This window comes from Streptomyces sp. NPDC091416 (genome assembly GCF_044756845.1).
In the GTDB taxonomy this organism is placed as follows: domain Bacteria; phylum Actinomycetota; class Actinomycetes; order Streptomycetales; family Streptomycetaceae; genus Streptomyces.
In genome coordinates, this window is sequence record NZ_JBIVTU010000006.1 from 467,665 (window position 1) to 490,335 (window position 22,671).

Annotated in this window: 14 protein-coding genes and 1 tRNA gene; 9 read left to right on the plus strand and 6 right to left on the minus strand. The window is 71.4% G+C overall.

Translation table 11 applies throughout. The annotated features are described in order from the left end of the window. The first annotated feature begins 91 nt into the window (after positions 1 to 91). The 7 genes from ACIQMX_RS20985 to ACIQMX_RS21015 all read left to right on the plus strand — a co-directional run bounded on the left by ACIQMX_RS20985 (position 92) and on the right by ACIQMX_RS21015 (position 15,299). Entirely contained in the window at positions 92 to 2,350 is a 2,259-nt protein-coding gene (locus ACIQMX_RS20985) for a DEAD/DEAH box helicase (RefSeq protein WP_402480082.1), read from the plus strand. 335 nt (positions 2,351 to 2,685) lie between these two features. After that, positions 2,686 to 4,830: an FG-GAP repeat domain-containing protein gene (locus ACIQMX_RS20990; RefSeq protein ID WP_402480085.1), complete on the plus strand. Its 2,145-nt coding sequence runs from the start codon at positions 2,686 to 2,688 to the stop codon at positions 4,828 to 4,830. Between the two features lie 274 nt (positions 4,831 to 5,104). Further along, positions 5,105 to 8,260 (plus strand): FG-GAP-like repeat-containing protein, encoded by a 3,156-nt coding sequence (locus tag ACIQMX_RS20995; protein WP_402480088.1) that lies wholly within the window; start codon positions 5,105 to 5,107, stop codon positions 8,258 to 8,260. Between the two features lie 105 nt (positions 8,261 to 8,365). Beyond that, complete coding sequence (locus tag ACIQMX_RS21000; protein ID WP_402480091.1) at positions 8,366 to 9,946, plus strand: amino acid permease; 1,581 nt, start codon at positions 8,366 to 8,368, stop codon at positions 9,944 to 9,946. 91 nt (positions 9,947 to 10,037) lie between these two features. Beyond that, positions 10,038 to 10,111: transfer RNA gene (locus tag ACIQMX_RS21005), tRNA-Lys, on the plus strand. Between the two features lie 845 nt (positions 10,112 to 10,956). Continuing rightward, a complete protein-coding gene (locus ACIQMX_RS21010) occupies positions 10,957 to 13,263 on the plus strand; it encodes a hypothetical protein (RefSeq protein WP_402480093.1) in 2,307 nt (768 codons plus the stop codon). A 545-nt stretch (positions 13,264 to 13,808) separates the two neighbouring features. Then, complete coding sequence (locus tag ACIQMX_RS21015; protein WP_402480095.1) at positions 13,809 to 15,299, plus strand: long-chain fatty acid--CoA ligase; 1,491 nt, start codon at positions 13,809 to 13,811, stop codon at positions 15,297 to 15,299. Positions 15,300 to 15,542: 243 nt separating this feature from the next. Here ACIQMX_RS21015 and ACIQMX_RS21020 read toward each other — a convergent pair whose 3' ends face one another. After that, positions 15,543 to 16,499, minus strand: a complete 957-nt coding sequence (locus ACIQMX_RS21020) for a hypothetical protein (RefSeq protein ID WP_402480098.1) — start codon at positions 16,497 to 16,499, stop codon at positions 15,543 to 15,545. 4 nt (positions 16,500 to 16,503) lie between these two features. Beyond that, a complete protein-coding gene (locus ACIQMX_RS21025; protein ID WP_402480100.1) occupies positions 16,504 to 16,881 on the minus strand; it encodes a peptidase inhibitor family I36 protein in 378 nt (125 codons plus the stop codon). A 156-nt stretch (positions 16,882 to 17,037) separates the two neighbouring features. Here ACIQMX_RS21025 and ACIQMX_RS21030 point away from each other — a divergent pair, with 156 nt between their 5' ends. Further along, positions 17,038 to 17,397, plus strand: a complete 360-nt coding sequence (locus ACIQMX_RS21030) for a peptidase inhibitor family I36 protein (protein ID WP_402480102.1) — start codon at positions 17,038 to 17,040, stop codon at positions 17,395 to 17,397. A 175-nt stretch (positions 17,398 to 17,572) separates the two neighbouring features. On the opposite strand, the gene ACIQMX_RS21035 is transcribed toward ACIQMX_RS21030, so the two are convergent. Both ACIQMX_RS21035 and ACIQMX_RS21040 read right to left on the minus strand, forming a co-directional pair. Continuing rightward, a complete protein-coding gene (locus ACIQMX_RS21035) occupies positions 17,573 to 18,913 on the minus strand; it encodes a protein kinase (RefSeq protein WP_402480105.1) in 1,341 nt (446 codons plus the stop codon). Then, positions 18,910 to 19,653, minus strand: a complete 744-nt coding sequence (locus ACIQMX_RS21040) for an FHA domain-containing protein (RefSeq protein ID WP_363066685.1) — start codon at positions 19,651 to 19,653, stop codon at positions 18,910 to 18,912. Before ACIQMX_RS21040 ends, ACIQMX_RS21035 begins: the two co-directional genes overlap by 4 nt. A gap of 365 nt (positions 19,654 to 20,018) precedes the next feature. On the opposite strand from ACIQMX_RS21040, the gene ACIQMX_RS21045 reads away from it, so the two are divergent. After that, positions 20,019 to 21,536, plus strand: coding sequence for an NAD(P)/FAD-dependent oxidoreductase (locus tag ACIQMX_RS21045; RefSeq protein WP_402480107.1), 1,518 nt, complete (start codon positions 20,019 to 20,021; stop codon positions 21,534 to 21,536). A gap of 91 nt (positions 21,537 to 21,627) precedes the next feature. Here ACIQMX_RS21045 and ACIQMX_RS21050 read toward each other — a convergent pair whose 3' ends face one another. Both ACIQMX_RS21050 and ACIQMX_RS21055 read right to left on the minus strand, forming a co-directional pair. Beyond that, positions 21,628 to 22,038, minus strand: coding sequence for an SHOCT domain-containing protein (locus ACIQMX_RS21050; protein ID WP_363066951.1), 411 nt, complete (start codon positions 22,036 to 22,038; stop codon positions 21,628 to 21,630). Positions 22,039 to 22,193: 155 nt separating this feature from the next. Then, positions 22,194 to 22,577, minus strand: coding sequence for a hypothetical protein (locus ACIQMX_RS21055; protein WP_363066683.1), 384 nt, complete (start codon positions 22,575 to 22,577; stop codon positions 22,194 to 22,196). Positions 22,578 to 22,671: the final 94 nt, after the last annotated feature.

Consider the following 22,671-nt stretch of genomic DNA (forward strand, 5'->3'; position numbering starts at 1 on the left):
TGCCGTGGCTGGACCGCATTGAGGCGGTCGAAATTGCGAAAACACGGAGTTACGGGCGCGTGCCGAGACTCCGAGAGGTTTCGCATTTCGCATGTCAATTTCCAGTTCTGACCACACCGTCATGCCCGAGAACGTCGAGAACGACGTCGAGAGCGCCGAGCTCATCGAGGCCGCGGAGGCCGTCGTCGCCGAGATCGCGGAGTCCGTCGACTCCGTGGAGACCGACGCCGCCTCCCAGGCCGAGCAGGCCGACACCGACTCCGCCGACGAGGCGGACGCCGAGCCGACCATCACGTTCGCCGACCTGGGCCTGCCCGAGGGCATCGTCCGCAAGCTCGCGCAGAACGGTGTGACCGCCCCCTTCCCGATCCAGGCGGCGACCATCCCGGACGCCCTGGCCGGCAAGGACATCCTGGGCCGCGGCCGTACCGGCTCCGGCAAGACCCTCTCCTTCGGCCTGCCGACGCTCTCCGCGCTGGCCGGTGGCCACACGGAGAAGAAGAAGCCCCGCGCGATCATCCTCACCCCGACCCGTGAGCTCGCGATGCAGGTCGCGGACGCCCTCCAGCCGTACGGCGACGTGCTCGGCCTGAAGATGAAGGTCGTCTGCGGCGGTACGTCGATGGGCAACCAGATCTACGCGCTGGAGCGCGGTGTCGACGTCCTCGTCGCCACTCCGGGCCGGCTGCGCGACATCATCAACCGGGGCGCCTGCTCCCTGGAGAACGTCCAGGTCGCCGTCCTCGACGAGGCCGACCAGATGTCCGACCTGGGCTTCCTGCCCGAGGTCACCGAGCTGCTCGACCAGATCCCCGGCGGCGGCCAGCGCATGCTCTTCTCCGCCACCATGGAGAACGAGATCGGCACGCTGGTCAAGCGCTACCTGAGCAACCCGGTCACCCACGAGGTCGACTCCGCCCAGGGCAACGTCTCGACCATGTCGCACCACGTCCTCGTCGTGAAGCCGAAGGACAAGGCGCCGGTCACCTCCGCGATCGCCGCCCGCAAGGGCCGCACCATCATCTTCGTCCGCACCCAGCTGGGCGCCGACCGCATCGCCGAGCAGCTCATCGAGGCCGGCGTCAAGGCGGACGCCCTGCACGGCGGCATGACCCAGGGCGCTCGTACGCGCGTTCTCGAGGACTTCAAGAAGGGCTTCGTCAACGCGCTCGTCGCGACCGACGTGGCCGCCCGCGGTATCCACGTCGACGGCATCGACCTGGTCCTGAACGTGGACCCGGCCGGTGACCACAAGGACTACCTGCACCGCTCGGGCCGTACCGCCCGTGCCGGCAAGTCCGGTGTCGTCGTCTCGCTGGCGCTGCCGCACCAGCGCCGCCAGATCTTCCGCCTGATGGAGGACGCGGGCGTCGACGCGTCGCGCCACATCGTCCAGGGCGCGGGCGTCTTCGAGCCGGAGGTCGCCGAGATCACCGGCGCCCGTTCGCTCACCGAGGTCCAGGCCGACTCCGCGAACAACGCCGCCAAGCAGGCCGAGCGCGAGGCCGCCGACCTGACCAAGCAGCTGGAGCGCATCCAGCGCCGCGCCGTGGAGCTGCGCGAGGAGGCCGACCGTCTGGTCGCCCGTGCCGCCCGCGAGCGGGGCGACGACCCCGAGGCAGCGGTGGCCGAGGTCGCTGCCGAGGCGGAGGCCGCACTGCTGGCCGCCACCTCGGTGCCGGAGCAGCCCGCAGCGCGCGAGGAGCGTCGCGACGACCGCGGCAACTACGAGCGCCGGGACAACCGCGGTGGCGACCGCGGTGGTTACCGTGGCGGCAGCGACCGTGTCGGCGAGCGCAGCGGCCGTCCGGCCGGCAGCAACGGCTACCGCGGCAGCAGCGACCGCCCGTCGTTCCGCGGCAGCAACGACCGTCGTGAGGACCGTCCGGTCGGCGGTGGCTTCCGCTCCGGCGGTGACCGTCGTGACGACCGTGGCGGCCGTTCCTTCGAGCGTCGTGACAACGACCGCCCGTCGTTCAACCGCGACCGTCGTGACGACCGTCCCTCGGGCGGCTTCCGCTCCGGTGGCGACCGTCGTGACGACCGTGGCGGCCGTTCCTTCGAGCGCCGTGACAACGACCGCCCGTCGTTCAACCGCGACAACGACCGTCCGTCGTTCAACCGCGACCGTCGTGACGACCGTCCGTCCGGTGGCTTCCGCTCCGGCGGCAGCGACCGCCCGTTCAACCGCGACCGTCGTGACGACCGCCCCTCGGGTGGCTTCCGCTCCGGCGGCAGCGACCGCCCGACCGGCCGCCGCGACGACCACCGCGGTGGCACCGGCACGGGTACCGGCACCGGCACCTTCGGCCGCCGCGACGACAAGCCGCGCTGGAAGCGCAACGGCTGATCGTCCGTTCGCGAACGTCTGACCGCGATCGCCTGATGGCTGAGCAGGGCCCGCACACCGCTTCGGTGGTGTGCGGGCCCTGCTTCATTCAACGGGAGAACGCCGGGCTGTTCAGGTCACCGAATACCTTCCGGCGCAGGTGAGGCGGCTGATATCTTCCGTTCACTCGCATGGGGGCAGTGCGGTTGGGGGGCCTTTCCCGCAGCTATGCCCGGCGGACTCGCCGGGCGCGCGGACGTTGCTGATTCCCATGCCTCTCATTTACCTCAGGGGGGACCCGAGTGCCTCGTAGCGCTCTTCTTCGTCATTCCGTCGCTGCCGTAGCCGCAGCGACTTTGCTTGCCGGTGTCGGACCGCTGTCCTCGACGGCTGTCGCCGCCCCCGCCTTTGCCACGTCGGCCGCTGATGCCGGTGCCCTCGGCCCGTGGGCACCGTCCGTCCCGCTGACGGACGGCACGTCCATCCAGAGCGTTCTCGACGTCAGGGCAGCCAGGAACGGTGCCGTCGTCGCCCTGTGGAACCGACTGCCCAGCGACCACAGCAAGCGTGAACTCGTCGTGTCGGTGCGCCCGGCCGGCAGCGCCGTGTGGGGAGTGCCGCATGTCCTCACCACGACCGGGAACGAGCGCGGCAACGCGGATCTCGTGGTCGGGGCGGATGGTTCCGTCACGGCGGCGTGGGTCGAGTACCCGAGCGATGCCCCGCCGTACGAGGACAAGCCGGGTGCCGCCTTCCGGATGTCGGTGCTCGCAGCCGGTGCCACGACGTGGTCGGCCCCGTCCGACATCGTGACCGACCCCGACAACATTCAGGGCGGCAAACTGGCCGGCTCGCCGTCCGGGAGGCTCGTCGCCGTGTGGCGTCACAACTCGGATCGTTCGTCAGAGCTGTACGCGTCGGTCCGCGAGGCGCCCGGGCAGGCGTGGTCGGAACCGGCCCGGCTGGACGAGCAACCCGTGGGCGAGGTGTTGTTCTCCGATCCGGAGCTCGTCTACTCGGACCGGGGCACGGCGACTGTTGCCTTCACGCAGTACTCCGCGAACAAGTCGGAGATCAAGGTAGTGGACCGGGTCGGTGAGGGGCCGGGCTGGAGCGAGCCGGTCACCGTCTCCGACCCGAAGGCCCATGCGTCGATCCCCACGCTGACGCTGGGCCAGGACGGCCGTGCCGCCCTCCTGTGGACCGCCTGGGGAACGTCCGAGGGTGATCGGACACAGATGTTCGCCGGGCGTCCTGCCGGAAGCACGGCCTGGACGGCCGAGGAGCCGGTCACCGGTTTCGATACCGGCGGATGGCGCAAGGCCGTCGTCGGCCCCGAGGGCGATGTCACGGTGCTGGGGGTCGTCTACACCGAGGGTTCCAGCTTCCACGCCCTGACTACGACCCGTTCCGCGGCGACCAGTAACTGGTCCGCGGTGACGACCCTTTCCACGGGCTATGTGGCGGAAGACCAGTTCGATCTCGCCGTCGGCCCCGATGGCAGCGCGCACGCGGTGTGGACGCAGGCCGCCGGTACGTCTCGGGGGCTGATGGCCTCCTCCCGGGTGAACGGCGCATGGTCCGCGGCTCCGACGCCGCTGAGCACCGCTGCCTACGCCATCGGACACATCACCGTCGGCGGCGACAACCGTCCCGTCGCCGTGTGGACCGACGCGACCGGGGACTACACCTCGCAGGTACGTACCGCCACCACAGCGGCCGTCCCTGACAAGCCGGTACCCAAGTGGCGTGACTTCAGCGGCGACGGCAAGGGCGACCTGCTCGCACTGACCTCGGGCGGAGTCCTGACCGTACGTACGGGCACGGGCACGGGTGACCTCCGGACAGGCGCCTCCGCGACCGGCTGGCCTGCGACATCGACGGTGGTTCCGTTCGGTGACCTCTCCGCGGACGGCTGCAACGACGTGCTCGTGCGGAGCTCGGCCGGGGTACTGACGCGGTACGCCGGCAGCTGCGGGAAAGCCTTCGTGCCGAACGGGACCCGCCTGACGATCGGTTCGGGATGGCAGATCTACAACGTGCTGTCCGCTCCGGGCGATCTGACCGGCGACGGTCGTACGGACCTCGTGGCCCGCACGCCGGACGGCGAGTTGTGGAGGTACGCCGACGACGGGAAGGGCAAACTGACCGCGCGAGTGAAGATCGGCAACGGCTGGAAGATCTACAACACGCTCGTGGGTGTCGGCGATCTGAACGGTGACAAGCACGGCGATCTTCTCGCCCGCGACACGGCGGGTGTGCTGTGGCGGTACGACGGCACCGGCAAGGGCGCGTTCGCGGCCCGGACGAGGATCGGCGGCGGATGGCAGGGCTACAACTCCCTCGCCTCCGTGGGTGACATCACCGGTGACGGCAAGGCGGACCTGGTCGCCCGGGACGCGGCGGGTGTGCTGTGGCGGTACGACGGCACGGGCAAGGGCCTGTTCGGATACCGCACGAGGATCGGCGGCGGCTGGCAGATGTACAAGACCCTGTCCTGACCGGCTGCCTGGTTGCAGGGCCCGTACGGCGGATTCCGTCGGCGGGCCCTGCGTCTTTGAACGGGTTCGAAATTCCCTGTCGGGGCTGACACGCTGCTGTTAAAGTCGCCCCATCTGCTCGGGGGCGGTGGTGTGAGCGGTAGCAGCCGCACCACGAAGGCAGTGTGTCCACTGCGTACCTCCCCCGTGCCATGTTTCCCGGGGAGGGACTTTCACAGTGACTCGCTCATCCAGCGGGTGGAGACGTCGGCGTGCGTCCGGCCGTATCGCCCTCATGGTCACCCTGGCGATCACCGCCGGGACCGGTGCGGCCACCACGGGGACGGCAGTTGCCGACACGTCGGCCGAGGCCGTCGTGGTGAGCCCGGGCGCACGCTTCGTGCCCCGCGCCACGCGTGTGCTCAACGCCGGTGAGACCGGCTTCCTGACCGCGCAGGAGGGCGACGACCGCCTGCGCTGGACCGACTACGCGTCCGGGGCGGCCACCGTGCTGGCCGACCGGCTTCCGAAGCCTCTTGAGTACGACCCCGAGGAGGGCCGCCCGCGCGGCGACTGGCCCACCGGATTCGGCCACGGATCCGACACCGTGGCGGTCTACGCGGACAGTCCGAGCCCGCACGTCACGCTGCAGCAGCGCGCGGGAGGCGGCGCGACCGTCACCGTCCCGCTCCCGGAAGGCCAGTCGTACGTCGAGACGTACGGAACGACGGTCATCACCCGGACCGGCACCGAGCGGGCGGCGACGGATCTCCATCTGCTGCGGACCGAGGCCGGCGAGGTCACGGACCAGCGGCTGGAAGGGCTCCCCGAAGGGTGGAACCTGACCGTCTCGGAGGGTGATGCCCGCTCCGCCGTCGTCCGGGGGATCCTCTGGGAGGGCACCACCATGAAGAACGGGTGGTGGCTGGTCGACCTGGCGAGCGGGCAGGTCACCCCGCTGGCCGCGAACGCCTACGGGGTGACCCTCGGGAAGGACACCCTCCTGCAGGTGGGCCCGGGTGACGGCACGGGCGACGTCGCCGAGGTCCTCGACCGTAACGACCTGTCGGCCCCGCCCCGTGTCCTGGACATCGAGAACTTCCCCCGCGACGCCATGCGCCTGGTCGGGGACACGCTCATCGGCGTCCAGGCAGCCAACTCGGGCAACAACCAGTACCGCGGGCAGCCGCTGTACCGGCTCGGCGACGACGGCAACACCGGGGAGGAACTGCTGGCCGCCGCCACCACCGAACTCTCCTGGGCCCCCGACGGCTCCGTCCTGGTGGCCGGAGCCGAGACCGTGACCGACCGAGGTCCCCTCGACTGGGGCTACTACCGGTTCACGGCCGCCGCCGACGGCACCCTGACGCGCCAGCGTGTCGCGGACATCGAGGACATGCCCGCACAGCCCGCGGGCATCGCCCTGGGCAGCGGCATCCTCACCACGGCCGACGACACGAACATCTTCCAGCCGCACACCTACATCGGCAGCTACCGCAGTACCTGGCTCAAGACCTCCGGCCGGCCCGAGGAGATCCGGACCACGGTGGACGGGTACACCAGTGGGCGGGACGCGGACTGCGGATGGCTGGACGCCTCGTACTGCGTCACGATGTTCGCGAGCGGCGACGGGTTCCACGGCCGCAAGGAGGGGACCGAGCAGAGCAGGACCATGCTCTTCCGGAACGGGGAACCGCAGTGGGGGCCGACCGTCACCACCGGCCTGATGTCCCCGGAACTCGTCGACCTCTCCGGCCGGTTCGGTGTGGTGAACGAGGCGTCGGGCGGCAGCCAGGTGATCGGCGAGTTCCGGAGCCCCGATTCCGGCACCGTGCTGGAGCGGCGTCCGCAGGGCGCCGCGGCGCTGTGGGGCAACACCTTCTGGAGCAACGCCCCGAACTCGTCCACGGTGTCCTCGAAGACGCTGCCGGCCGGCCCGGCGGGCACCTCCTTCACCACGCTCAACAAGTGTGTTCCCAGCGAACTGCAGGCCGTGGGCCGCTGGGTGTACTGGGAGTGCCGGGACAACACGAACTGGCTTCAGGGCGCAGGTGTGTACGACCGGCAGACAGGCCGCTCGGCGACGGCTCCGAACGCCAAGGTCCTCCTGGGCGACGGCTACTTCGTCGCGCACACGGAGAAGGACGGTCTCACGCTCTTCGACCTGCACAACGGCCTGCCGGCGGGCGGCACCTACGCGGACCTGCCCCAGCGCGCACTGGTGAGCGCGGCGGAGCTGGGCAAGGGCACGGTGCGCCGCTCCGGCTGGACCGTCGACCGCTTCGGCGGCCATGTCGCGTACACCGGTGACGACCGGCGGGTCCGCATCGTCCCCACGGGCGTTCCGGCATCGGCTCTCTCGGTGATCGACGCGAAGGCCCCCGCGACCTCGCTCGATCTGCGGGCGGCCGCTCCGAGCTGGGCAGGCACCTGGTGGCTGTCGAAGCCCGCCGCGTCGTGGCAGCTCACCGTGAAGAACAAGGCGTCCGGCCAGGTCGTGCGCACGGTCTCCGGTGGCGAGGCCCGCGGCACGGTCACGGCGGCCTGGGACGGCAAGGACGCGGCGGGCAAGCCGGCCGCCAATGGCGCGTACACCTGGACCCTGTCGGCGAAGCCGGCGGACGGTCAGGGGTCGGCTCTGGCGGTGTCGGGCTCGGTGAAGGTGACGGGCGGCGCGGCCGTCCCCCGCGACTTCACCGGCAACGACGGCTTCGGTGATCTGCTGGGGTTCACGGCGGCGGGCGCGGCGGATTTCCGGGCCGGTACGGGCGCAGGCTCGGTGGATGCGAAGGTGTCGGGTTCGGGCTGGACGGGCGCGAACGGTGTGACGGCGGCGGTGCCGTTCGATGATGTGAGTGGTGACCGGTGCAATGACGTGCTGGTGCGGGTGAAGAGTGGTGAGTTGCGGGCGTACAAGCCGTCGTGCGGTGGGGCGTTGAAGTCGACGACCGCGTTCACGAAGGTGGGTCTGGGCTGGAACATCTACGACGCGCTGACCTCGCCCGGTGATCTGACGGGAGACGGGCGGGCGGACGTCATCGCCCGCGAGACGTCGACCGGCTATCTCTACCTGTACGAGAGCACGGGCGCCGGTGTCTTCAAGGCGCGGGTGAAGATCGGTACGGGCTGGAAGGGCTATCTGCTGGCCGGTGCGGGTGATCTGAACGGTGACGGCAGGGGTGATCTGCTGGCCCGGGACGCGGCCGGGGTGCTGTGGTGGTACGCCGGGACCGGGAAGGGGACCTTGGCGGCCCGGGCGAAGGTCGGCAGTGGCTGGCAGGTCTACAACTCGCTCGTCGGCGTGGGCGATGTGAGCGGGGACGGCAAGGCCGATCTGCTCGCCCGGGACACGGCAGGCGTGCTGTGGGCCTACCGGGGTGACGGCAAGGGGGCGTTCGGGTACCGCGCGAAGGTCGGCGGCGGCTGGCAGATGTACTCCGGGCTCGCCTGACGCAGGCGCGAGCCGCCTCTCCTGAGGTAGGTGCGACGCGCCCGGCCGTCACACCGGTCCGCGTCCGACGCATGTCGTGCCCCCGGCGAGGGAATCGCTGGGGGCATGACAAGCAACCCACCTGGAGCGCCTTCCGGACAACCGACCCCTGTCATTCCGCAGAGTCCGCCGGCGCACGCGTCCGGCACAACGTCCCCGCCCGCCGGTTCCGACGAGGCCCGGCTGGCCGAGCTCGGCTACACGCAGGTCCTCGCCCGCCGGATGTCCGCCTTCTCCAACTACGCGGTCTCGTTCACGATCATCTCGGTACTCTCCGGCTGCCTCACGCTCTACCTGTTCGGCATGAACACCGGCGGCCCGGTCCTGATCACCTGGGGCTGGGTCGGCGTCGGGCTGATGACGCTGTTCGTCGGACTGGCGATGGCCGAGATCTGCTCCGCGTACCCGACCTCCGCGGGCCTGTACTTCTGGGCCCACCGGCTGGCCCCACCCCGCTCGGCCGCCGCGTGGGCGTGGTTCACCGGGTGGTTCAACGTGCTGGGGCAGGTCGCCGTGACCGCCGGGATCGACTTCGGGGCGGCGTCGTTCCTGGGCGCCTACCTGAACCTCCAGTTCGACTTCGAGGTCACGCCCGGCCGAACGATCCTCCTCTTCGCCGCGATCCTGCTGCTGCACGGCCTGCTGAACACCTTCGGCGTGCGGATCGTCGCGATCCTCAACAGCGTCAGCGTCTGGTGGCACGTGCTCGGCGTCGCCGTCATCGTCGGCGCGCTGACCTTCGTACCCGACTCGCACCAGTCGGCGTCGTTCGTCTTCACCGAGTTCGTGAACAACACCGGGTGGGGCAGCGGCTTCTACGTGGTGATGATCGGACTGCTGATGGCCCAGTACACCTTCACCGGCTATGACGCCTCCGCCCACATGACCGAGGAGACGCACGACGCCGCGACTGCCGGTCCGCGTGGCATCGTCCAGTCCATCTGGACCTCCTGGATCGCAGGATTCGTCCTCCTCCTCGGCTTCACCTTCGCCATCCAGTCGTACGACGGAGCCCTGGCCTCCCCGACCGGCGCCCCGCCCGCCCAGATCCTCCTCGACGCCCTGGGCGCCACCACGGGCAAGCTCCTGCTCCTCGTGGTGATCGGTGCCCAGCTCTTCTGCGGCATGGCGTCCGTGACCGCGAACAGCCGGATGATCTACGCGTTCTCCCGGGACGGCGCCCTGCCGTTCTCCCGCGTCTGGCACACGGTCAGTCCGCGCACCCGCACCCCCGTGGCCGCGGTCTGGCTGGCCGCCTCCGGCGCGCTGGTCCTGGGCCTCCCGTATCTGATCAACGTCACGGCGTACGCGGCCGTCACCTCCATCGCGGTGATCGGCCTCTACATCGCGTACGTCATCCCGACCCTGCTCCGCCTCCTGCGCGGCGACGACTTCCGTCCCGGCCCCTGGCACCTCGGCCGCTGGTCCCGTCCCATCGGCATCGTCGCGGTGGTGTGGGTGGCGGTGATCACCGTGCTCTTCATGCTGCCGCAGGTCTCGCCCGTCACGTGGGAGACCTTCAACTACGCCCCGGTCGCCGTCCTGGTGGTCCTGGGTTTCGCCGCCACGTGGTGGTTCGCCTCGGCCCGCCACTGGTTCCTCAACCCGGATCACACCCGCACGACCGCCCGCGGTGACGCCCGCTGACCGCGGCTGCTTCCACGGCGACGGGGCCCGGCAACCGATACCCGATCGGCGGCCGGGCCACGGCGGGCTATGCTCGGGGGTGATTCGCCGAGGGCCGTTAGCTCAATTGGTCAGAGCAGCGGACTTTTAATCCGTTGGTTGTGGGTTCGAGTCCCACACGGCCTACGCGAAGCAGGGCGGGGAGATCTCCCCTGGCCTGCTGCTCAGCGCCTCGACCGGCTTCATCCGGTCGGGGCGCTTCGCCGTTCCGGGGCTCTTGCGTGAGCGGACGGTCCGGCAGCAGGCCGAAAGCCCCCGAGCGAAAGCGCCCGGCACGAGGTCAACCCCGGTGGCGCAGGGGCCGTCGGTGGCGCTGCCGGCGTCCTCGCCTCCGGCTCGCCCGGAGCCTTTCGGTCCCGGGCACTCCGATGCGGACCGACACCAACCACTTCATTCCGCCACGGGGGAGGCGACAGCCCTCGGCGGACTGCCGGCATGACGGTGTGCCGAAGTCGGCGTACGGCTCCGGGTTCAGCGGGGCCCGCGCCTCAAGGCCTATGCCGTCGTCGCGCTCCTTGTGCCTGAGCGCGAACTCCGCCGACACGCACCCGCCGACGGACTCGCCCGCCACAGCGACGCGGGAGGTGCCGAGGCCTGCGTCGGCGCGCGTGAGGCTGGATCCGCGCCGACCCGAGGTCCTCTGCCTTCTCGGACCGTGACCGGTCGGATGCCACGCCATTGAATGGGTTAATCGGGAGATTCGTACTTATTATCTACTTTTAATGGGCCTTCCGTATCTACGCATCGGAGGAGTGCCCATGCGTTCGCCGTTGAGAGGGCCGGTCCCATCAGGTCGCCGTGGCGCCGGACGCCGCGCCGTCGGCCGGGTTCTGGCGGGCGCGGTGGCCCTCGCCGCTTCGTTGGGAGCCGCCCCAGCGACGGTCCCGCCACCGACGCCCGCCAGTTCCGTCGTCACCGTCAAGACGGGCGGTGACCGGACCGGCGACTCCGCTGTCGGCCCACTCGCAGGGGTGCGGCTTGCCCTGTACGCCTCGCAGGACGCCGCCGCCCCCATCGACGCCGTGTGGGCACAGTGCACTTCGGACGCGGAAGGCGACTGCAGCTTCGTGGTGCCGGACACCGGTGACGGCGGTGCCAAAGAAGGCGCCCGGTACTACGTCGGCCAGCCCGAGGACGGTGTGCCGCCCGGCTGGTACACCAACACCTCCCTGCGGACCGGAGCGGGCAGCGGGTCGGGCTCCGTCAGCTCCCCGTACCGGTTCCTGACACCGGCGCTGGAGGACGGGCAGACGTACTCCTCCACCCGCGACTTCATGTTCAGCACCAACTACGCGGCCAACCCCTACGTCGCCTCCGGTGGCATCTGGCAGCAGTCCCGCAACAACCCCGAGCTTCCCGAGACCTGCGGCCTGGACATCGCTCTCGTGCTGGACCTCTCTGCGTCCGTGGGAAGCGCACTGCCTGACCTGAAGTCGGCTGCGAACGGCTTCACCGACGCGCTGTCCCGGACCCCGTCCCGGATGGCGCTCTTCTCCTTCGACCGCGGCTCTCCCAGCACGGGCACCGCCAATCACCCCGAGCTGATGCCGGTCTCCACGCAGTCCGGAGCCGACGCGTTCAAGGACCTGTACGCCGACTGGACCCTGGGTTCGGGCACCAACTGGGACCAGGGGCTGTATGCCGTGGCCAAGGCCGAACCGCACTACGACGCGGTCGTCGTCCTCACCGACGGCAATCCGACCTACTGGAACAACCCCCGCACGGGAGACGGCTCGCACACCCACTTCGCCGACGTCGAGGGCGGGATCTTCGCCGCGAACGCGGTCAAGGCCGAGGGCTCCCGGGTGGTCGCGGTGGGGGTCGGCCGGGGGGTCGAAGGGGTCTCGGGGCTGAACCTCCGGGCCATTTCGGGCACGGAAGCGTTCGACGGCACCAATCCGCGCACTGCCGACTACTACCAGACCGCCGACTTCGCCGGTGCCGGAAAGGCTCTGACCGAGCTCGCGCTCAGCAACTGTGCGGGGACTCTCTCCGTCGTCAAGCAGGTCGTGCCCGAAGGGACCACCGGTGAGGACATCACCGGAGCCACTCCGGCGGGCGAGGGCTGGGAGTTCACCGCGACGACCACGACCCCCGGCGTCGGCGGACTGCCCGACACACAGGAGACCACCGCCGACGGCACCGGCGCGGTCTCCTTCCAACCCACCTACCCGGCCGGTACCGACTCGGCCGGCATCGACGTGGCCGAAAGCCGGAAGCCGGGTTACGAGCTGGTCACCCAGGGCGGCCTCAACGCCGTCTGCACCAACCTCGACACGGGCGCACCGGTCCAGGTCACCAACACCGGGACGGCCGGCGACCCGGCCTTCGGTGTGAACGTCCCCCGGCTCTCCGCGATCAGTTGCACCATGTACAACCGGCCGCAGGAGGAACCGAAGGCGGACGTCACCGTCGACAAGGAATGGCGGATCGACGGGGAGACGTACACCCACGAGGACCGCCCCGAGGGCTTTGGCGCGAACCTCGTCCTGACCGGCCCCGGCACCGCCGCCGCCACCCCCCAGGAGTGGGGTGGGGCCCGCGGCGGCTACACCGTCGGCGACACCGCGACGATCACCGAGACCACGACCGTTCCCCGCACGTGCACGCTGGAGGGCAGTCGCGTCGTCGCGGCCAACGGCACCACGGTGGACGAGACCCTGCCGTACGCGGCGCAGCTCACGAAGGCCGAGAACACCTTCACCGTACGCAACACCGTGAGCTGCGAGGGCGAGGACGAGTCCCGCCTGACCCTGGTCAAGCGTGTCGTCAACCAGCACGGCGGGACCGCGGGACCCGGCGACTGGACCCTGACCGCGGACGGCCCCGAGGGCCTCTCCGGTACGAGCGGCAGCAGCGAGGTCACCGACGTCGCGGTCCCCTCCGGCACCTACACCCTCGGTGAGTCGGGTGGGCCCGAAGGCTACCGGCCGGATGGATGGGCGTGCGTCGGGTCCACGGGCGAGAACGTACCGGTCGCCGACGACCGGGTGACGCTCGCCGCCGGGGACAAGGTCACCTGCACCCTCACCAACAAGCACCGCGGCGGCTCCCCGTCGCCCTCACCCCACCCCTCACACACGTGGCCCGGCCCGCACCCCACGCAACCTCCTGGAGGCGGTGACCACGGAGGCGGGCACGGCGGCGGTGGAGGCGGGGAGCTCAGCCACACCGGTGCGGACGGCAACGGCCCCCTCGTGCTGACCGCACTGGGCTGCGTGCTCATGGGCGCGGTCCTGCTGTCGGCCATGGCCCGGCGCCGGCGCCAACGGCACTGAGGTTCCGGGCCTGTTCCGGCACCGGCCCCGCCCCGGAACGATCGACGTTCCGGGGCGGGGCCCTTCGCTCGTCCGGGCCCGGCGGCCGGCCGGCCCGGGGCCCTGTGCGCACCGTACGCACCGGCCCCTCGCCGTCCGCCGCGAACCATTCCGCGCCCGCGGCTCCCCTCAGGAACTCGCCGCCGGGCAGCCGGACCGGCTCACCCGTCCCACCAGCCCTCGGCGCACGGGCCATGAAGACCGACGGCGGCGCTTCCGGGACCGCCGCCCGGGCCTCGGGCGGCCGCGACGGTCTGCGGCGACCACGTGCCGCAGGAGAGTCTTCCGTGTGGTTCCCCCGTGTCCTAGGGTGAAGCGCACCGCGTCATGCGCGCGGCACCGTCGTCAGCCTGCCGCCTCGCGCACAGGCAGGTCCCGCCCTCAGGGAACGGACCCGGTGACGCGTCATGCCAAGAGCTCGTCGCCCAGGGCCAGGACCCAGCAGGGCCCGATCCGGCAACGTACGCCCTGCCCGCCCGGAACATCCCGCAGGAAAGAGGCCGACGGTGACCAATCTCGCCCACCATCTGGTGCGCACCGCCGAAACCCACTCCGACCGGCCCGTCCTCCGTCTCGACGACCAGGTCCTCGACTACCGCGCGCTGGACGAGCGCAGCGCCCGCGTGGCCGCGTGGCTCATCGGCGAGGGAGTGGTGCCGGGCGACCGTGTCGCGGTCATGCTGCCCAACATCCCGCAGTTCGCGGTGGTCTATTACGGGGCGCTGCGCGCGGGGGCCGTCGTCGTGCCGATGAACCCGCTGCTGAAGTCGGGGGAGATCGCCTACGGCGTCGGGGACTGCGCCGCCCGTGTCCTGCTCACGTGCGGACCGTCGCTGCCGGAGGCGCTGGTCGCCGCGGAGCAGCTCGGCACCACCTGCGTCGACGTCGCCGGCGACGACTTCGCGGCCGCCGTCGACGCGGTGCGGCCGACCGCCGCCATCGTGGAGCGGACCGACGACGACCCGGCGGTGATCCTCTACACCTCGGGCACCACGGGCCGCCCCAAGGGCGCGGTCCTCACGCACGGAAACCTGCGGAGCAACACCGAGACCGTCGCCCGGCTGCTCAGCGTCAACAGCGCCGACGTCATCTTCGGCGGCCTGCCGTTCTTCCATGTCTTCGGCCAGACCTGCGGGCTGAACGCCGCCGTGCTGACCGGTGCCTGCGTGACCCTGCTGCCCCGGTTCGACCCGGCCACCGCCCTGCGGATCCTGACCCGCGACCGGGTCACGATCATGGAGGGCGTGCCGACCATGTTCGTGGCGCTGCTCGCGGCGGCCCAGGCGGCAGGCGGAGCGGCGACCGAGGGGGTGCGGGTCGCGGCGACCGGCGGTTCGGCGATGCCCGTCGACGTGCTGCACCGCTTCGAGGCCGCGTTCGGCTGCCCGGTGGTCGAGGGATACGGCCTCTCCGAGACGTCCCCCGTGGTCACGCTCGGCACGGTCGACGGCACCCGCAAGCCCGGATCGATCGGCACCCCGGTCGAAGGCGTCGAGGTCCGTCTGCTCGACGACGAGGGCAAGTCCGTCGCGGAGGGCGAGGTCGGCGAGATCGCGGTCCGCGGTCCCAACGTCATGCGCGGGTACTGGAACCGCCCCGAGGCCGACGCCGCCGCCTTCACCGACGGCTGGTTCCGCACCGGCGACCTCGCCCGCCGTGACGAGGACGGCCACTACTTCATCGTCGACCGCAAGAAGGACCTGATCATCCGCGGCGGGTACAACGTCTACCCGCGCGAGATCGAAGAGGTGCTCTACACACACGCGGCGGTCGCCGAGGCCGCGGTCATCGGTGTGCCGCACGACCTGCACGGCGAGGAGGTCTGCGCGGTCATCGCCCTCAAGCCCGGTGCGACGGCCACGACGGACGAACTGTACGAGTACGTCAAGGCCCGGGTCGCCCCGTACAAGTACCCGCGAACCGTCCGCTTCGCGGATGCCCTGCCCAAGGGCCCCACCGGCAAGATCCTCAAGCGGGAACTCTCCGCAGCTCCCTGACGCTCTCCGCGTGCGTGAGCAGGGGCTGCCCCTGGGTGCGGCGCAGGAGGTCCGGACGGCTCAGCGCCGTCCGGACCGCAGCGCGTCGGCTGTGCGCGGAGCGCCTCACTCGATGCCGTGGAGAGCTTGCCTGCCGAACCCGATGCCGTGGACAGCTTGCCTGCCGACGGGGCCGGAGCCGCGCAGCGTCCGCCCCGGCCTGGCGCTGCGCCGCTCCGGCCCCGTGCGCGGCGGTGGAGCGCCTCACGAGGGCGAGGCGGCAGCCTGCTGTGCGGTGTCCGCGGTGTCCGCGGTGTCCGCGGTCTCCGCGCGTTCCAACGCGGCCCGGCGGGCGGTGCGGAAGGCGTTCAGCATGGACGTCCGGGCGGCGGGCAGTGCCTTCTCGACCTGTTTCTGGGCGCGGAGGACCTGTTCGGCGAGACCGGTCCGGGCCTGGCAGGCGGCGTCCCGCACGGCGATCCTCAGTTCCTCCCGGCCCGTGGCGCGCAGTGCGGCCGGGTCGGAGCCGGCGGCGGCGAGGCGCTCGTGCAGCGCTTTGACCGGGACCTGGCGGTCCTCGTACCGGAAGCCCTCGTCCCGCATGCACGCCGACCACTTCTGCTCCGCCGACTTCACGAGGGGGTGGTCGAGCGTGTCTGCCACGATCGAGTTGCGGAGGTTCTGCAGGGCGAGTCGGTTCCGGTACCAGGAGGTGCCGTACAGGGCCCGGCTCGCCGCGGTCACGCAGGAGTCCGTGGGCACCGACGCGGTCGGCCCGTCGGGGAGCTCGATCTGCTCGCGAGGTCCGTCCGCAGCCCCCTTGAGCGCCTCCTCCCACGCGCGGCGGTCGCGCGCGGCCAGCGTCGACACCCTTCGGGCGTTCGGGTCGGCCGTTGGCTTCCTCAGCCGTTCCGCAGTCAGGCCGTAGCCGTCCTGGCCCGCGCGGCTGCGTGTCAGCAGGCCGTAGGGACTCTCGGCCGCCTTCCGCCGGACGTCACCCACGGGCCTCACCTCGTAGTCGAAGCCGCGGCTCTCCATGCAGGTCCGTACCTCCAGTTCCTCAGCACGGTGCAGTGCGGTGTACTCGGCCGCGGTGGGGTCGAGTACACCGCCCAGGGGACGGGGATCGGGCAGTCTCTCCGCGACGGCCTCGCCGCCGGGTGCCGTGGAGCACCCGGCGGCGAGGACGGCTGCGGCAGAGAGCCACAGCAGTCTGCGCATGGCGTCAGCAGACCCAGCGGTTGGAGGCCAGGTCGTCGGCGAAGATTCCGTTGCGGAAGGTGTCGAGGTTGGAGACCACGTAACCGCGCTCCAGGACCCAGTAGCTGCCGGTGTAGCCCGTCCCGTTGAAGATGCGGACGTCGCAGTTGTTGCCGTTGTTGTAGACCGACTCGGCGTTGTTGAACTTGTTGTACTGCTCCAGGTTGCTGTTGTCCCCGAACACCTCGCCCGGGTCACCCGCGCCGCTGTCCCCGAGGTAGGCGCACAGTGCCCCCGAGCTGCAGTCGCTCCAGGCCGCGCTGGCAGGCGTGGCGGTGGCGGCGATGGCAAGTCCTGCGAGTGCCGCCGTACCGAGTGCGGCTGCGAGCTTCTTCCTGATCATGTGCGTTCCTCCCGTGGTGAGTTGCCGGACGAGCAGGCATCACTCTGGTCGAGGGGACGAATCCGCAGTACCTCGAACATTTCAGGTTGTCCCGGCGGCGGCTCTCCCGCACGGTTCCGGCACAGGCGTACGCCCACCGGCCACCGGGAGACCCACATGCGCAGGACCTCGCACACCCGCCGCACAGCCGCCGCCGTGCTGTCCGGCGCCGCCCTGGTCGCAGGCCTGGCGATCGGAGCGGCGCCGCGGGCCCGGGCAGCGCCGGGTGACTGCTCGGCCGGTGCCCTGTGCCTCTACCGGCAGCCCGGTTTCGCCGGGCCGCCGGCAGAGGTCTTCGGGGCGCTTCCCGGTCCTGTCCAGGGCGTACGGTCGGTCATCAACGCCTCGGACTGCGACGCCCTGCTCACCGATGCGGCGGGCTCCGTGTTCACGGTCCCCAGGGGCTACCTCGTCCCCCGGATACCGATGTCCCGCTCCATCACGGTCATCCAGGTCCGATGGGAAGACTGCCGCTGACGGAGGACTGCCGAAGCCTTTGCTCAGTGACGGAGGACTGCCGGCGCCCTCGCTCACTCACGGATGGACTGCCGGGTTCCTCGCTCACTGACGGATGGCCTGCCGGCCTCCTCGATCACTGACGAGAGGGCCTGCCGGGTTCGGTCACTGACGAGAGGGGCCGCTGGCCCCCCGATCAGGCCGCTTCGCTCTTGCGCAACGCCCGCCACGTGGCCGGTCCGACCATCCCGTCCGCGTCCAGTCCCGCCCGTTTCTGGAAGACGACGACGGCCCCGTGGGTCATCGGGCCGAAGTCGCCGTCCACCTCGCCGACCTCCTCGATGCCGTGCAGGTACCTGAGCAGGCACTGCAACTCCCTCACCTGGCTTCCGCCGTCCCCGCGCTTGATGGTGAAGTCCCAGGTGCCGCTGTGGCCCGCCATGTATCCGCTGCGGCCCGAGGCATCCGCGTACACCACGGGCTCTTCGCAGGTGGGGGGCGAAGCGGCGGCCGGGGCGGATTCCCACGGGGTGGTGCGGGCGAGGCCCGCCGCCCCCACGATCGCCGCGACGAGGGCCGCCGTCAGGGCCGGGCGGCGCCACCGTCTCGGGCGGAGCCTGGGCAGCCGGGCCGATAGGGCCGCGCCCGTCGCCTCCTCCACACGGCGCAGCAACCCGGCGGTCGCCGCGGCGCGTTCGCCGTGGTCCGGGGCCAGGCAGTCGCGCAGGATCTCCTGCCAGACCTCGGGGAGAGCGGGGGACAGGCGCAGCTCCTCACGGCCGCGCGCGTACCGCATCGCCGCGTCGGAGCGGGCCTCCGAAGTGCCGCCGGGCAAGGGGAACTCCCCGGTCAGGACCACATGGGCGAGGACGCCGAAGGCCCACACGTCGGCGGACGGGCGGATCCGCGTCCCGCGCTCGTCCACCTCGGGCCACAGGAGTTCGGGCGGGGTGTAGTCGGGTGTGGAGAACGCCGGAGTGTAGGCGTGGGTGCCTTCCATTTCCGCAGCCATGTTGAAGTCGGCCAGCCGGGCCGAACCGTCCGCCATCAGCAGCACGTTCGCCGGTTTCAGGTCGCCGTGCACCCATCCCGCGTGGTGCAGCTGGTGCAGGCCCTCGCAGATCTGGGCCAGGAGTACGGGGCCGGACGCGGGGGACGGGGTCCGGGACAGTACGGCGTCCAGGGAGCCCTCGGCCCGCTCCAGCACGAGGACCGTCGAGCCGTCCAGCTCCGGGTGGTCCGGGTCGTCGACCGTCAGCGTGTCGTACATCCGGATCAGCCGCGGCGAGCGCAGGCGCCGCAGCAACTGCACCTCGCGGTCGGCCAGGTCGCGCAGGTGGTGCAGCTGGCGCGGGGTGCGGGTACCGGTGGGCAGGAACTTCAGCGCCACCCGGTGCGGCAGCCCGTCGTCTTCGGAGGAGCGGCGGGCTGCCTCGTAGACCGTGGCGAACGCTCCCGACGCGACCGGCTCCCGCACCTCCCACGGCCCGATCCGGTAGCCCTTGGGCACCGGGACCGCGTACGGCCGCCGGTTCACCGTGCCGCCCCGGACGGGACCGGCGCGAGCACCACGAGGTCGTCCTCGCGGACCAGGTCGAAGCGCAGGGCGAGCGCGGCCAGGGAGTCCTTCTTGCCGTGGGTGCGACGGCCGGGCTCGGCGGTGTCCGGGCCGGGTTTCAGCCGCAGTTTCAGGGCGAGGTAGTCGATGTTCCAGTAGACGGCGGAGCGGCTGACCTTCGGCCAGCTGGGGCGCAGCCGCTCCACGATCTCCTCGACGGCGGGCAGCGGGGCGCTGGGCTCACCGCGCAGGCGCCGTTCGCACAGGGCGGCCAGGACCGCGAAGTACCGTTTGGTGCGGTCCAGGGCGAACGCCGGGACGGTGCCGGCCCCCTCGAGCCCCCGGCGTTCGACGCTGCGGAAGGCGTGCCGCGGGGCCCATACGTCGAAGGTGAGCAGGTCACCCGCGGCGGGCAGGGTCACGCGCGACAGCTCGAACGGCACGGGCGCGTCCACGCGTCCCGGCGCGACCTTGACGTGTTCGCCGGCGCCCTCGGGGTTCTCCACCACGTAGGTCTGGTCCTCGCTGAGATTGCTCAGCAGCCAGAACGTCCGGTGTGCCGCGATCTCCCCGGCGACCCGGGGCACCCCCGCGTGCGCGATGACGAGTCCGGCGCCCCCGGGTTCCGCCCTGCCGAACTCGATCCGATCGCCTGCGCCGATCCTGAGCTGTTCGGTGACATTGCCGCACGACGGCGGCACGACGATGACGCTGTACACGGAGTTGTCCCCCTCCCCCGATTGCTCGGGGTCAACTTTCCCCAGTCCAACTCCGGGCAGGCTACGGGAGGCGTTTGCGGGCGACCGAGCCATTGGTGCGGTTCGGCGGGTCGCGTCCACCTCTGACCTCATAGGGTCACTTCCGGCTCTGTGGGCGGTAGTTCTTGATGCGGGAGCGACGCGGGCGGCGTAGGCGCGGTACGCCGGGGGAGCCCCGCCCGCGTCGTTCATCGTGCGGTGCGAGGACGGCCGTGGGTGAGGGCGACGGGGGCCCGGCCGTCTTCGGCCGCAGCAGCGGAAGTTGACGTACGGCCCGGAGCGCCCGGGCTACCGTGGTGGGCCAACACGACGCTGAGGGAGCGGCATTGACACGGGTCGCGGTGGTCGGTGGCGGGATCGGCGGTCTGGCCGTCGCGCTGTTTCTGGGGCGTCGGGGGCATGCGGTCACCGTGCTGGAGCGGGACGGACGCCGGCCGGGGCGCGACCTCGACGCGGACTTCTTCGACTGGCGGCGCCCGGGGGTTCCCCAGGCCGTCCAGCCTCACGGGCTCCTGGCACCGGTCCGCACCGTGCTGCGCGAGGAGGCCCCCGACGTGTACGACGCGATGCTCCGGATGGGCGCGGGCGAACGCAACGAGCTGGAGTGGTTCGCCGAGCGCCCGCCCGCACGCCCGGGGGACGCGGACCTGGTCACGGTCCAGACGCGGCGCATCGTGCTGGAGGCCGCGTTGCACGACGCGGTTCACCGTGAGCCGTCCGTCGACGTCCGGCTCGGGGAGCCCGCCGAGGGGCTCGTCGTCGACCGGCACGGCGGCGGTTGCGTCCCCCGGGTGACGGGGGTGCGGTCGCGGTCCGGGCGGCATGACGCCGATCTGGTGCTGGACGCCGGCGGGCGCCGCTCCCCGGTGCCGGGATGGCTGGCCGGGGCGGGGTGCCGGGACGCGGTCGTGGAGAACCATCCCACCGGGATCGCGTACTTCTGCCGCTGGTACCGGCTGCCGCCGGACGGGCCGAGGGATCCGGGACGGGTGAAGGCGGGCTCGGTGGCGGCCTTCGCGGTCGGCGGGGTGTTCCCTTCCGACAACGGAACCTTCGCGGTGTTCCTGACGGTGTCCATCGCCGATCCCACCCGCGGGGCGCTCCTGGATCCCGAGGTCTTCGAACGGGTGGCCCGGACCTTTCCCGCCGTGGCCGCATGGCTGGGCCTGCGACCCGAGCCGCTGTCCCGGGTGCTGGCCATGGGCGGCCTCGACAACCGCTGGACCGGGCTGTCCGACGCGGCGGGGCCCGTGGTCACCGGCCTGGTCGGCGTCGGCGACGCGGTCACGCACACCAATCCCACGATGGGGCAGGGCGTGGCGCTGGCCCTGTGGGCGGCGCAGTGGGTGGCAGGTCACGCGGCGCACGCGGCCGCCGACCCCGAGGCGTTCGCGGCCGGTTACCACCACTGGGCCGGGCAGACCCTGCGTCCCTGGTTCGACGTCCAGGTCGCGATGGACCGTGCCAACGAGGCCCGGCTCTCCCGTGCCGCGCGGCCGGCCGGGGCGGTGGGGCCTGCGGGGCCGACGGGGCCTGCGGCCGGACCTTCCTCGGAGGCAGGCCGTGACGTGGCCGGCGACCCGGCCCGTGACCTCGCCCGTGACATGGCCGCTGTGTCGGCCTGCTCCTGGGACGACCCGGTCGTCATGCGGGCGCGCGCCCGCATCCGTCATCTCGTCCAGCCCGCCGACCAGGCCTACGGCACCGCCGAGGTGCGCGCCCGTGTGGCGTCCTGGCTGGCGGAGCACCCGGACTTCACACCCGGGTACGACGGCCCGGCCCGCGAGGAGTGGGAGTCGGCGGTGGGCGCGGGCCGCGCCGCGCCGCGACCTGACATGGCATGACATGGAGACGGTGCCGGCCGCGGGGCAGCCGGCACCGTCGCCGTACGGGGTGTCGGACGTGGAGCAGCCGGCACCGTCGCCGTAGGGGACGTCAGACGAGGAGCTTCGTCTTCGCCCGCTGGTACTCCTCTTCCGAGATCGCGCCCTTGTCCTTGAGGTCCGCGAGCTTCGACAGGTCCTCCACGTGGCTGCTCTTCGTCGCACCGTTCGCGTCGGACGAGCCCGCGGCCTCTCTCACGTACGCCTTGAATGCCGCATCGCGTTCCTTCGCGTCCTTCACGTCCCGCTGGCCCATGGATTTGCCACGAGCGATCACGTAGATCAGAACGCCCAGGTACGGCAGCACCAGTGCCAGGACCAGCCAGCCCGCCTTGGCCCAGCCGCCGAGGTCGTCACTGCGGAAGATGTCCATGATGACCCGGAACAGGAGGAAGAGCCACATGATCCAGAGGAAGAACCAGAGCATGGTCCAGAACAGGTTGAGCAGGGGGTAGTCGTCCATCGTCCACTCCAGGCGCCGCGTCGAATGGCTGAATCTGAAATCAGTCATATCACCGCATTTAGGCGTTCGCCCGTTGGGGTTTGCCCCGTTCCGCCAGGAGGGGGAAGAAGGACGGGCGGGTGCGGTGCGACGCGGCGTGGAGCGCGGAGCGGCGGCTACTTCTCCGGTACGGCGGCGGTGCCGGAGGCCTCGGAGGAGGCCGTGTCGGAGGGCTGCTCCGCGGGCTCGGTCGGCTGCGGGGCCGAGGGTGCGGTCGGGGCCTCCGTGGCGCGTGCGGCCGATGCGGACTTCCGGCTGTGCACCATGATTCCTATGAAGCCGGCGATGAACCCGCTGATCAGGCCCGATATCGCGTGGTTGAGCGCATTGGCCGATTCGCTGTCCGGGAGGCCGACGGCGACGTAGTTCACCGCCGCGCTCATCACCGCGCCCATCAGGCCGCCGATGACGCCGCTGATGACGGCGCCGCGTACGGGCGAGGGCGGTGCGGCTGGTGTGGCCGGAGCGGAGGCGGGAGCGGGAGTGAGCGGTGCGGTCATCGTCGAGGGCCCTCCAGACAGGCTGCGATGAGAGACCGGGAGTGGCTTGCGGGGCGCGGTGACTGCGCGTTCCGGGGCCTGCTCGCACGGGCAG